We start from the raw sequence: 12,423 nt of genomic DNA, 5'->3' as shown, positions 1-12,423 counted from the left end.
GAGAGTCTGACCAGCGTGAGCGACACCGCGCCGGTGACCCCCCGCCGGGGTCGTCCGGGCTACGACCAGGAGACGGTGCTGCGCCGCGCGATCGAGCTCTTCAACGAGCAGGGCTACGACGGCACCAGCATGGGTGACCTCGCCCGCGAGCTCGGCTTCACCAAGTCCGCCATCTACCACCACGTCCCGAGCAAGACCCACCTGCTGTCCCTCGCCCTCGACGAGGCCCTGGACGGGCTCACCCAGGTCATCGAGGAGGCGAGCAGCGACGCTGCCGGCCGCACGGCATACGAACGGCTGCGTCAGGCGGTGCACAAGAGCGTCGAGGTGCTGGTCGAGCACCAGCCGGCCGTCACGCTCCTGCTGCGCGTGCGCGGCAACAGCGAGGTGGAGCTTGCCGCGCTCGGCCGCCGCCGTGAGATCGACGCGCGCCTTGCCGCGCTGGTCAAGGAAGCCATCGACGAGGGTTCGCTGCGCACCGACGTGGCTCCGGCGCTGGTCAGCCGGCTGCTCTTCGGCATGGTGAACTCGCTGGTCGAGTGGCACCGCGCTGGTGGCGGGGTCGATGGGGCGCAGCTGTCCGAGGCGATCACGACCATCGCCTTCGACGGCTTGGCGATCAGGCCGCCTCACCAGTCGTAGAAGCCGCGCCCGCTCTTGCGACCCAGCTCGCCCGCCGCCACCTTGTCGCGCAGGAGCTGAGGAGGTTCGAACCGGGGCCCGAGCTCGCGCGCCAGGTGTTCGGCGATGGCCAGCCGGACGTCGAGGCCGACGATGTCGGTGGTCCTGAGCGGTCCGACGGGGTGCCGGTAACCCAGCGTCATCGCGGTGTCGATGTCCTCGGCGGACGCCACGCCCTCCTGCACCATCCGCATCGCCTCGAGCGCGATGGCCACCCCGAGGCGACTGCTCGCGAAGCCCGGTGAGTCCTTGACCGTGATCGCCGTCTTGCCCAGCGCCGCCACCCAACCGCGAGCCTGCTCCACGAGGGCGTATGCCGTGTGCTCGCCGACCACGACCTCGACCAGGTCGCTGGCGGGGACGGGGTTGAAGAAGTGCAGGCCGATGAACCGCTCGGGCGCCCGCAGCCCCGAGGCGATGGTGTCGATCGACAGCGAGCTCGTGTTGGTGGCCAGGACCGCTTCGGGTGCGACCCGCTCGACCCGCTGGAAGACGGCCAGCTTGAGGGCGGCGTCCTCCGGGACGGCCTCGACGACCAGCTCGACGTCGCCGAGGTGAGCGGTGTCGCTGGTGGCGGTGAGGCGCGCCGCGGCTGCGTCGACGTCAGCGAGCAGGCCACGTTCGGCGGCCTTGCCCAGACTGGTGACGACCCGCTCCCGCGCGGCCTGGGCCGTCGGCTCGTCGCTCTCGACGACCACGACCGTGCAGCCCGCCGCGAGGAAGGTGTGCGCGATCCCGGCGCCCATGCGGCCGCCGCCGTAGACGCCGACACGCGTCGGCAGCGAGCCTTCGTGGCTCGTCATGGGCGCTCGAGGAGCAGGGCGCTGCCCTGGCCGACGCCGACGCACATGGTGGCCAGGCCTCGCCGGGCGTTCGCCCGCTCGAGTCTGCCCAGCAGGGTGACGACGATGCGGGTGCCGGAGCAGCCGAGCGGGTGGCCGAGGGCGATCGCGCCGCCGTCGGCGTTGACCAGGTCCTCGTGCAGCCCGAGGTCGCGGATGCAGGCGAGGGACTGGGAGGCGAAGGCCTCGTTGAGCTCGACGGCCTCGAGGTCCTCGACGGTCCAGCCAGCGCGGTTCAGGGCCTTGCGCGTCGCGGGGACGGGGCCGATGCCCATGATCTCGGGAGCCACTCCGGCGCTCGCGGCAGCGACGATCCGCGCTCGCGGGGTGAGGCCGTGCTCGGCGATGAACCGCTCGCTCGCCACCACCACCGCGGCTGCACCGTCGTTGAGGCCACTGGAGTTTCCGGCCGTCACCAGCCCGTGGGGACCGTGCAAGGGGCGCAGGGCGGCGAGGCGCTCGAGGCTCGTGTCGGCCCGAGGTCCCTCGTCGGTCGTGAACTCGCCGTCACGCAGTGGCACGGCGACGGTCTCGGCCTCGAAGCGGCCGTTCTTGATCGCGTCGAGCGCACGCTCGTGCGACCGAAGGGCAAAGGCGTCGAGCTCCTCACGCGTCAGGTTCCACTGCTGCGCAACGCGTTCGGCGGTCTGCGGCATGGTCAACGTCGTGTCGGCGTCGAACCGCGGGTTGGTGAAGCGCCACCCGATCGAGGTGTCGAAGGTCGCGCCGGGTCGGGCGAACGCCTTCGTGGGCTTCTCGGTGACCCAGGGTGCCCGGGTCATCGACTCGACGCCGCCGGCCACGACGAGGTCGGCGTCGCCCGCGGCGATCATCTGGCGCGCAGTGGCGATGGCGGTCAGGCCCGAGGCGCAGAGCCGGTTGACGGTGAAGCCCGGCACCGACTGGGGGAGCCCCGCGAGCAGGACCGCCATCCGTGCGACGTTGCGGTTGTCCTCACCGGCTTGGTTGGCCGCGCCGAACACCACCTCGTCGATGAGCTCCGGGTCGACACCGGCGCGCGTGACGGCTTCGCGGACCACGAGGGCCGCGAGGTCGTCGGCGCGCACGGAAGCCAGCCCACCGGCATACCGGCCGATGGGGGTGCGCACGCCGTCCACGATGAAGGCTTCGGTCACGCTCTGCTCCTTGGTTCTGGGGGACGGTCAGGCGTCGAAGTCGACGGTCACGGTGTCGCTGACAGGGTAGGACTGGCACGTGAGGACGAAGCCCTCGGCGACCTCTGCCTTCTCCAGGGCGTAGTTGCGCCGCATGTCGACGTCGCCCTCGCGGACCAGGGCCCGACAGGTGCCGCAGACGCCGCCCTTGCAGGCGAATGGCAGGTCGGTGCGGGAGGCCTGGGCGGCGTCGAGGATCGACTGGCTCCGTGGCATGGGCGTGGTCGAGCTGAGCCCGTCGAGCACGACGGTGACGTCGCTGGTCTCTCCCTCGACGACGGCGTCGGCACGGTGGAGCTCCGGTGGGGGCTCGTCGACGTAGAAGAGCTCGAAGTGCACGCGGTCCTCGGCGACGCCGACCTCGGCGAGCACCTCGCGGGCGGCACCGATCATGGCGAACGGCCCGCAGAGCCACACGTCGTCGATGTCGTCCACCGGCACCAGCACGGCGAGCAGCCTGCGCAGCCGGTCGGCGTCGATGCGGCCGGAGAACAGCTCGACGTCGCGGGGTTCGCGGGAGAGCACGTGGATGAGCTGAAGCCTTGCGCCGTAACGGTTCTTGAGGTCGGCGAGCTCCTCGGCGAACATCACCGAGCCGGTGGTGCGGTTGCCGTAGATCAGGGTGACCTCGGCCGCCGGGTTGCTCAGCATGGTGCTGGCGATCGACAGCATCGGCGTGATGCCCGAACCGGCAGCGATGCACAGGTGACGTCCGCCGGTGGCAGGGTCGGCCCGGAAGCTCCCCGACGGTGTCTGCACCTCGATCTCGGTCCCTGGCCGCACCTCGCGGACCAGCCAGCGCGAGAAAAGCCCGTCGGGGATCTCGCGCACGCCGATGCGCGGGCGCTCGCCGACGGCGGCGCAGATCGAGTAGGTGCGGCGGTGCTCCTGCCCGTCGATGGTGCGCCGCAGCGTCAGCGACTGCCCCGCGACGAAGTCGTATGCCGCGGCAAGCTCGGCCGGGACGTCGAAGCTCACCGCCACGGCATCGTCAGTCAGCTGCTCGACGGAGTGGACGGTCAGGGTGTGGAAGGTGGGCGCGGTGCGCTTGGTCTTCGGGAGCAGCAACGAGCCGGTGGCGGCGGTCACTCAGATCTCCTTCACGTGCTCGAACGGCTCGAGGCAGGTCGAGCACCGGTACAGCGCCTTGCAGGCCGTCGGCCCGAACTCGGAGGTCAGCTCGACGGCGCCGGATCCGCACTGGGGGCAGTGGAGCGCGCGTCGGATCGGCTTGAGGGACAAGGCGATCGGTCCAGAGCGGGCCGGCACGGGGCCGGGGGCTGACAGGCCGTGGTCGACGAGCGCCTGCCGGCCACGATCGGTGATCCAGTCGCTCGACCAGGCGGGGGAGAGGGACACCCGGATCGTCACGTCCGCAAAGCCGGACTCACGGAGCACGCGGACGAGGTCGTCACGCATGGTGGCCATCGCGGGGCACCCGGTGTAGGTCGGCGTGATCGCCACCGTCACGGCTCCGGTGTCCGACACCTCGACGGAGCGCAGTACCCCGAGGTCATCGAGGGTCAGCATCGGCATCTCGGGGTCGGTCACGGTGCGGGCCACGGCGTGCGCGCGCTTCCGCAGCTCCCGGTTCGATGCAGACGCGCCTAGATCGCCGGGCGCGTCCAGGTCGAACCGCCGAGAGGTCTGGGTGGTCGATGTCATGGTCACCACTGACCCATCGGGTGGGCTCGGGCGACGACCTGCATCTCGCCGACGATCCGGCTCAGGGCCTCGGTGTGCATGCCGTCGCGCCCCTGTCGGCCCTGGACCGCTGCGAGCGGCGCCCTGGTCGGCTGCTCGATGCCGCTGAGGGCGAACACCTGCGCGAGGACGACGGCCACGTCGTCGGCGACCGTCGCCGGGTCGACGCCGACGCCGGCGGCCGCAACCCGCGCCTCGACGTCGTGCGTCCGGAACAGCTCTGCGTGCAGCGGCCACACCGCGTCGAGGGCGTCCTCGAGCCGCCGCCGGGACTCCTGCGTGCCACGCGCCAGCGTGAGGAACCAGCGCCCGGCGTAGTCGCGGTGGTAGGTCAGCTCCTTGACGCCCTTGGCCGCGACCGCTGCAAGCACGTGGTCGCGGCTGTCGACGAGCTGCTCGAAGATCGCGATGCGCGCGCTGGAGTGCAGCAGCAGCTTGACGATCGTCACGGCGAAGTCGCCGTTGTCGAGCTCGACGAGGCGCACGTTGCGGAACTGCCCCGCGTCGCGGAAGAAGGCCAAGGCGTCCTCGGGCGGGACAGGCGACCCGTCGGGCAGCGTGGGCACGAGCGAGGGGTCGGCCGCGGCCGCGCGGGCGAGGAGCAGCCGGGCCTGGCCGAGCAGGTCGAGCGCGATGTTGGACAGCGCGATGTCGTCCTCGAGGTCGGGCGCGCGGCTGCACCACTCGGAGAGCCGCTGCGAGGCGATCAGCGCATCGTCGGCGAGCATCACGCAGTAGGCACCGAGGTCCGCGGCCTCCACGCCGTCGGGCATCGTCGTGTCGACCCCGGCGAGCGGGTCCTCGAAGTCGGTGCCGAACGCCCAGTGCGACGGGTCGCCCCCGAGGAGACCGTCGTAGACCGACCCGTGAGCGTCGTTGGGGTCGGGCGCCGGGTGGGACGGCTGGTGGACGACGTCGTCGGCCACCGACTGGAGGGCGTCGAGCCCGTCGGGCAGCGCGCTCTCGGGCGACACGTTGTGGTCAGGCATGGGTCAGCAGCTCACATGTGGGGGACGTTGTCGGGGATCTCGTAGAACGTCGGGTGCCGGTAGACCTTGTCGCCGCTCGGAGCGAACATCGGGTCCTTCTCGTCCGGGCTCGAGGCGGCGATGTCCTGCGACTTCACGACCCAGATGCTCACACCCTCGTTGCGACGGGTGTAGACGTCGCGGGCGTGCCGCAGCGCCATCTGGTCGTCGGCCGCGTGCAGCGACCCCACGTGGACGTGGTTCAGCCCGCGCTTCCCGCGGACGAAGACCTCGTACAGCGGCCACTCGGCGCGCACCCGCTCGTCGGGGGACAGTGCGTCGCTCATGCCGTGCCTTCCTCGGAAAGCTGCTGAGCGGCATACGCGGTCGCTGCCTCGCGGACCCAGGCGCCGTCCTCGTGCGCGGCCCGTCGGTGGGCGATGCGCTGGGTGTTGCACGGGCCGTTGCCCTTGACGACCTGCATGAACTCGTCCCAGTCCGGCTGGCCGAAGTCGTGGGCCTGGCGCCCTTCGTTCCAGCGCAGCTCGGGGTCGGGGAAGGTCACGCCGAGCACCTTCGCCTGCGGCACGGACATGTCGACGAACCGCTGGCGCAGGTCGTCGTTGGTGTTCCGCTTGATGCCCCACGCCATCGACTGGGCCGAGTTGGGGGACTCGTCGTCGGGCGGGCCGAACATCATCAGCGCCGGCCACCAGAACCGGTTGACCGACTCCTGCACCATCGCGCGTTGTTCGTCGGTGCCGCGCATCATCGTCATGAGCAGCTCGAAGCCCTGCCGCTGGTGGAAGGACTCCTCCTTGCAGATGCGGATCATCGCGCGGCCGTAGGGCCCGAACGACGTCCGGCACAGCGGCACCTGGTTGCAGATCGCGGCGCCGTCGACGAGCCACCCGATGGTGCCGACGTCGGCGTAGGACAGGGTCGGGTAGTTGAAGATCGAGGAGTACTTCTGGCGGCCCTCGATGAGCATCTCGGTGAGCTGGCCGCGGCTGACGCCGAGCGTCTCGCAAGCCGAGTAGAGGTAGAGCCCGTGGCCGGCCTCGTCCTGGACCTTGGCGAGCAGGATCGCCTTGCGGCGCAGCGAGGGCGCGCGGCCGATCCAGTTGCCCTCCGGCTGCATGCCGATGATCTCGGAGTGCGCGTGCTGGGCGACCTGGCGGATGAGCGTCTTGCGGTATCCCTCGGGCATCCAGTCGCGGGGTTCGATGCGGTCGTTGTGGCTGATCGTCGCCTCGAACCCGGCCAGGAGGTCGGCCTCGCCACCCGGCGTGGCCGGGGCAGTGGTGGTGTCCGTCATGCAACCCTCCGCGGTGGGGCCAATAACTGACCGAACGGTCTGTAATAGTGTCTCAGGTGCCGTCGGGTGTTGGCAAGCAAGCAGGTGGCAACCACGGTATGCCGCGTGCCGACGCATCGCATTACTCGCGCGTCACCCGTGATCGGTGGCAGGCTCGGCACCGTTCCGCAGTCCGTCGTCGCTGGGAGGCCCACCCGATGTTCTCGCGCATCGCCATCGTCAACCGCGGCGAGGCCGCCATGCGGCTCATCCACGCGGTGCGCGACCTCAACGCGCAGGCGGGGGCTGACGGGCACCGCATCGAGACCATCGCCCTGCACACCGAGGGCGAGAAGCGGGCCATGTTCGTCCGCGAGGCCGACCACGCCTACAACCTCGGACCGGCAGCCAACCGCCCCTACCTCGACTACGCCGTCCTCGAGAAGGCGCTGGCCGAGACCCGAGCGGATGCCGCCTGGGTCGGCTGGGGCTTCGTCGCCGAGGACCCGAACTTCGCCGAGGTCTGCGCCGGGATCGGCGTCACCTTCATCGGCCCGAGTCCCGAGGCGATGCGCAAGCTCGGGGACAAGATCGGCTCCAAGATCATCGCCGAGGAGGTCGGCGTCCCGGTGGCCCCGTGGAGCGGCGGCGGCGTCGACACCCTGGAGGACGCGAAGGCGGCGGCCGCCCGGATCGGCTACCCCCTCATGCTCAAGGCGACCGCCGGCGGTGGCGGACGGGGCATCCGAATGGTCGCCTCCGACGCCGACCTCACCGACGCCTACGAGCGCACGCGCGACGAGGCCCAGCGCGCGTTCGGCTCCGGCGTCGTGTTCCTCGAACGGCTGGTGACCGGCGCCCGCCACGTCGAGGTGCAGGTCATCGCCGACGGGCAGGGCACCGCCTGGGCCATCGGCGTCCGCGACTGCTCTGTGCAGCGACGCAACCAGAAGGTCATCGAGGAGTCCGCGTCGCCCGTCCTCGCCCCCGAGCAGGTGGCAGAGGTGAAGGCCAGTGCCGAGCGCCTCGCCGTCGCAGTGGGGTATGCCGGGGCCGGCACGGTCGAGTTCCTCTACCACCCGGGCGACAAGTTCTTTGCCTTCCTCGAGGTCAACACCCGCCTCCAGGTCGAGCACCCGATCACCGAGGTCACCACCGACACCGACCTGGTCAAGCTCCAGATCCACGTGGCCGCCGGCGGCCGGCTCGAGGGTGAGCGCCCGCGCGAAGAGGGCCACGCCGTGGAGGCGCGCCTCAACGCCGAGGACCCCGACCGTGACTTCGCCCCGTCGCCGGGTCGGATCGCCCTGCTGCAGCTCCCCAGCGGCCCCGGCATCCGGGTGGACACCGGTGTGGGAGAAGGGGACTCGATCCCCGCCGACTTCGACTCGATGATCGCCAAGATCATCGCGGTCGGGCGTGACCGTGACGAGGCGTTGGCCCGGTTGCGTCGCGCCATGGGCGAGACCACTGTCGTCATCGAGGGGGGTTCGACCAACAAGAGCTTCATCCTCGACCTGCTCGACCAGCCGGAGATCATCGACGGCAGCGCCGACACGGGATGGATCGACCGGGTCCGGGCCGAGGGCCGGCTGGTCTCGCACCGCCACTCGGGCGTGGCCCTCGTCGCCGCGGGTATCGAGGGCTACGAGGACGAGGAGGAGGTCGAGCGCACCCGCCTGCTCGAGACCTCCCGGGGTGGGCGGCCCCAGGTGCAGCACCGCACCGGACGGGCCATCGACCTCAAGCTGCGCGGCACGGCCTACAAGGTCACGGTGTGGCGGATCGGGCCGCACAAGTTCCGTGTGGCCCTCGCCGCCGGCGCCGTCGAGCAGACCGTCGATGCCGACCTCGACCGTCTCGACGAGTACACCAGCCGCCTCACGATCTCCGGGCGCACGCATCGACTCATCACCGCCACCCATGGCCCGGTCCAGCTCGTGGAGGTCGACGGGGTCACGCACCGCGTCAGCCGGGACGAGGGCGGCGTGCTGCGCTCGCCGGCTCCGGCGCTCGTCGTCGCCACCCCTGTCGCCGTCGGCGCCGAGGTCGCGGCAGGCGCGCCGGTGCTCGTGCTCGAGTCGATGAAGATGGAGACCGTCCTGCCCGCGCCGTTCGCCGGCCGGGTCAAGGAGCTCCTGGTGTCGGCGGGCAGCCAGGTCGAGACCGGCACGCCCCTGGTCCGGCTGGAACCGGTGGGTGACGCTGACGAGGCGGCCGAGGCCGGCGACGCCGACGAGGCCGTGGACCTCGACCTGCCCGAAGACTCCACCACGGGCGACGGTGCTGCCGCCTCCGCGGATCACGCCCGGTCCGCCCTGGCCGCGATGCTCCTCGGTTACGACCTCGACCAGCGCGACGAGGGCAGCACCCTGGCGACCTACCTCGCCGCCCGCGACGAGCTGACTGCGCAGGGTGTTTCGCAGGTCTGTGCCGAGGTCGCCGTGCTCGAGGTGTTCGCCGACTTCGCCGAGCTGAGCCGCAACCGGCCGGCCGGCGAGGAGACCCATGTCGAGAACCGGGTGCACAGCCCCCGCGAGCACTTCCACACCTACCTCCAGAGCCTCGACCCCGATCGCGGGGCGCTGCCCGAGCAGTTCCGCGCCAAGCTGTCGAACGTCGTGCGGCACTACGGCATCGACAGCCTGGACCGCACCGCCGAGCTGGAGCAGGCGGTCTTCCGGGTCTTCCTCTCGCAGCAGCGGTCAGCCCCTGATGTCGCGCTCGCGACGTCACTGCTGCAGCGCTGGATGGTCGAGCCCTGTCCCGAAGCCCCTCTCGACAGTGCCGCCCGAGAGGTCCTCGACCGGCTCGTCGTCGCGACCCAGCTGCGCTTCCCGGTCGTTGGCGACCTCGCCCGCAGCGTGCGGTTCCGCTGGTTCGACCAGCCCCTGGTCGACGCCGACCGGGCCAGCATCCTCGGTGGCGTCAGCGACGAGCTGACCGCCCTGGAGGCAATGCCCGAGAGCGAGGAGCGCGCCCGTCGGATCGACGCCCTCGCCGCCATCCCCGAGCAGATCGTGCAGTTCCTCGCGGAGCGGCTGGACCGGGGCGTGCCTCGGCGCGAGCCGATGCTGGCCGTCCTCATCAAGCGTCACTACCGCGACCACGACCTGACCGCTCTGCGCGAGATCTCAGTTGGCACAAGGCCTTTCGCGATCGCCGACTACACGCTCGACGGTCGGCCCACGCACCTGGTCACCAGTGTCGGCCGGGTCGACGAGCTCACGGCTGACGGCGAGCTCGCCGAGGCCGTGTCGGCCCAGCTCGACGAGAGCGCCGCGGGCTCCGACGGCGTGGTCGACCTCTACCTGTCGTGGCCCGACGAGCCGGAGTCGCCCGAGGACGCCTCCGACCGCCTGGGTGACTTCCTCGCCGGTATGCCGTTCGCGCAGCGGGTGCGCCGCGTGGCCGTCGCCGTCTGCCCCGGTGCCGGACGACCGGTGGCGTACTTCACCTTCCGTCCCGACGGCGAGGGCGCCATGGTCGAGGACCGGCTCGTGCGCGGGGTGCACCCCATGGTCGGGCGGCGCCTCAACCTCTGGCGGCTTCGCGACTTCGACGTGACCCGTCTCGAAGCCCCCGAGGACGTCCTGCTCTACCTGTGCACCGCCCCGGGCAACGAGGCCGACCAGCGCCTCGTCGCGCTGGCACAGGTCCGTCAGCTCGTCGTCGTCCGCGACGAGCAGGGCCGGGTGACGGCCCTGCCCCACGCCGAGCGCGCCATCGCCAACTGCCTCGAGGCCATCCGCCGGGCGCGGTCGGCTCGTGGAGCGGCCGGTGCCCGGCTCGACATGAACCACGTGTGGGTCCACATCTGGCCACCCATCGAGGCGGACCTCAACCAGCTGACCGCCCTCCAGGCCCGGATCGCCCCGTTGACCGCCGGTGCAGGCATCGAGGAGGTCCTGGTCCAGGGCCGGATCGCGACGCCCGACGGTGCCAGCGCGCCTCTCGCGGCACGGTTCCACTACCAGCCCGGGTCGGGCGTCGTGACCTCCGTCGAGGAGCCGCCGACCACCCGCCTCAAGCCGCTGGACGACTACGCGCAGAAGGTCGTGCGTGCCCGTCGTCGTGGGGTCGTCTACCCCTACGAGCTGCAGGCCATGATCGCCGGACCCGGTGGGACCGCCACCGAGTACGACCTGGACGACGCCGGAGTGCTCGTCCCCGTCGACCGGCCCTACGGCCTCAACAAGGCGGGCATCATCGCGGGTGTCATCACCACGCCCACCGAGCGCTATCCCGAGGGAATGACCCGGGTGCTGCTCTGCGGCGACCCGCTCAAGGCCCTCGGTGCAGTCTCCGAGGCCGAGTGCGCGCGTGTCATCGCGGCCCTCGACCTGGCCGAGCGGATGGAGGTGCCGGTCGAGTGGTTCGCCCTGTCCGCCGGCGCCAGGATCTCGATGGACTCCGGCACGGAGAACATGGACTGGGTCGCCAAGGCCCTCAAGCGGATCATCGAGTTCACCCAGGACGGTGGCGAGATCAACATCGTCGTCGCCGGGATCAACGTCGGCGCCCAGCCCTACTGGAACGCCGAGGCGACGATGCTCATGCACACCAAGGGCATCCTCGTGATGACCCCGGACAGCGCCATGGTGCTGACCGGCAAGCAGTCGCTCGACTTCTCCGGCGGGGTGTCGGCCGAGGACAACTTCGGCATCGGCGGCTACGACCGGGTCATGGGGCCGAACGGCCAGGCGCAGTACTGGGCGCGCGACCTCGCCGGCGCCTACGGCGTCCTGATGGCCCACTACGACCACACCTACGTGCACCCGGGTGAGGCCGGGCCACGTCGCGCGAAGTCCAGCGACGACGTCGCCCGGGACGTCACGGCATACCCGCACGTCATGCCGGACTCCGGCTTCACGACGGTGGGCGACATCTTCTCGGCGGCCACGAACCCGGACCGCAAGAAGGCCTTCGACATCCGCATCCTGATGGCGGCGGTGGCCGACCAGGACCACGCGACGCTCGAGCGCTGGGCCGGCATGGCCGACGCAGAGACCTCGGTCGTGCAGGACGCCCACCTTGGCGGGATCCCCGTCTGCCTCATCGGCATCGAGTCCAAAACCGTTGCGCGACGGGGCTTCCCGCCCACCGACGGACCCGACACCTACACCGCGGGCACCCTCTTCCCGCGCTCGTCCAAGAAGACCGCGCGGGCGATCAACGCCGCGAGCGGCAACCGTCCCGTCGTCGTGCTCGCCAACCTGTCCGGCTTCGACGGGTCGCCCGAGTCGATGCGCAGCCTGCAGCTCGAGTACGGCGCGGAGATCGGCCGGGCCATCGTCAACTTCGAGGGTCCGATCGTGTTCTGCGTCGTGAGCCGCTACCACGGTGGGGCGTTCGTCGTGTTCTCCAAGGCGCTCAACCCGAACATGACCGTCCTGGCCGTCGAAGGGTCGTTCGCGTCGGTCATCGGCGGCGCGCCCGCAGCAGCCGTCGTCTTCTCCCGCGACGTCGACGCCCGCACCGCAGCGGACCCGCGGGTCAAGGACCTCGAGGCACGGCTCGGCGAGGCATGGGGCGCCGAGCGCGCCCGACTGTCCACCGAGCTCGCCGAGCTGCGCACCGCGGTGCGCAGCGAGAAGCTCGGCGAGGTCGCCTCGGAGTTCGACGGCGTGCACAGCATCCACCGCGCCGTCAGCGTGGGATCGGTCGATGCCGTCATCGACCCGCACGAGCTGCGGCCCCGCATCATCGCCGCGATCGAGGCAGGGCTGGCGCGCAGCAGCTGACCGGCCTGACGC

The 12,423-nt window shown here is 71.2% G+C and carries 9 protein-coding genes; 2 read left to right on the top strand and 7 right to left on the bottom strand.

Annotated elements, in window-relative coordinates; all coding sequences use genetic code 11:
• Nucleotides 1–15 precede the first annotated feature (15 nt).
• Nucleotides 16–642 (top strand): TetR/AcrR family transcriptional regulator, encoded by a 627-nt coding sequence (locus AC1DXJ_RS03495; protein ID WP_477613574.1) that lies wholly within the window; start codon nt 16–18, stop codon nt 640–642.
• Here the strand turns inward: AC1DXJ_RS03495 and AC1DXJ_RS03490 are convergent.
• The 7 genes from AC1DXJ_RS03490 to paaA are packed head-to-tail and all read right to left on the bottom strand — an operon-like array spanning nt 630 to nt 6,688.
• Nucleotides 630–1,484 carry a 3-hydroxyacyl-CoA dehydrogenase family protein gene (locus tag AC1DXJ_RS03490; protein ID WP_477613573.1) on the bottom strand — a complete coding sequence of 285 codons (855 nt, stop codon included), beginning with the start codon at nt 1,482–1,484 and terminating at the stop codon, nt 630–632. The genes AC1DXJ_RS03495 and AC1DXJ_RS03490 overlap by 13 nt on opposite strands.
• Nucleotides 1,481–2,659: a thiolase family protein gene (locus AC1DXJ_RS03485; RefSeq protein ID WP_477613572.1), complete on the bottom strand. Its 1,179-nt coding sequence runs from the start codon at nt 2,657–2,659 to the stop codon at nt 1,481–1,483. The genes AC1DXJ_RS03490 and AC1DXJ_RS03485 overlap by 4 nt, the downstream gene beginning before the upstream one ends.
• Before the next feature lie 27 nt (nt 2,660–2,686).
• Nucleotides 2,687–3,787, bottom strand: a complete 1,101-nt coding sequence (gene paaE, locus AC1DXJ_RS03480; protein WP_477613571.1) for a 1,2-phenylacetyl-CoA epoxidase subunit PaaE — start codon at nt 3,785–3,787, stop codon at nt 2,687–2,689.
• Entirely contained in the window at nt 3,788–4,363 is a 576-nt protein-coding gene (gene paaD / locus AC1DXJ_RS03475; protein WP_477613570.1) for a 1,2-phenylacetyl-CoA epoxidase subunit PaaD, read from the bottom strand. It lies immediately after the preceding gene.
• A 2-nt stretch (nt 4,364–4,365) separates the two neighbouring features.
• Nucleotides 4,366–5,391, bottom strand: a complete 1,026-nt coding sequence (gene paaC / locus AC1DXJ_RS03470) for a 1,2-phenylacetyl-CoA epoxidase subunit PaaC (RefSeq protein WP_477613569.1) — start codon at nt 5,389–5,391, stop codon at nt 4,366–4,368.
• A gap of 11 nt (nt 5,392–5,402) precedes the next feature.
• The gene (gene paaB, locus AC1DXJ_RS03465) at nt 5,403–5,717 is read right to left on the bottom strand and encodes a 1,2-phenylacetyl-CoA epoxidase subunit PaaB (protein WP_477613568.1); all 315 of its coding nucleotides are present in this window, start codon (nt 5,715–5,717) and stop codon (nt 5,403–5,405) included.
• Complete coding sequence (gene paaA / locus AC1DXJ_RS03460; protein ID WP_477613567.1) at nt 5,714–6,688, bottom strand: 1,2-phenylacetyl-CoA epoxidase subunit PaaA; 975 nt, start codon at nt 6,686–6,688, stop codon at nt 5,714–5,716. Before paaA ends, paaB begins: the two co-directional genes overlap by 4 nt.
• Nucleotides 6,689–6,885: 197 nt before the next feature.
• Between paaA and AC1DXJ_RS03455 the strand changes: the two genes are divergently transcribed.
• Nucleotides 6,886–12,411: an ATP-binding protein gene (locus tag AC1DXJ_RS03455; protein ID WP_477613566.1), complete on the top strand. Its 5,526-nt coding sequence runs from the start codon at nt 6,886–6,888 to the stop codon at nt 12,409–12,411.
• The last annotated feature ends 12 nt before the right edge of the window (nt 12,412–12,423 follow it).

The sequence above is a fragment of the Pedococcus sp. P2_D9 genome, from assembly GCF_056404275.1.
This window is presented reverse-complemented; position numbering and strand designations above follow the sequence as displayed.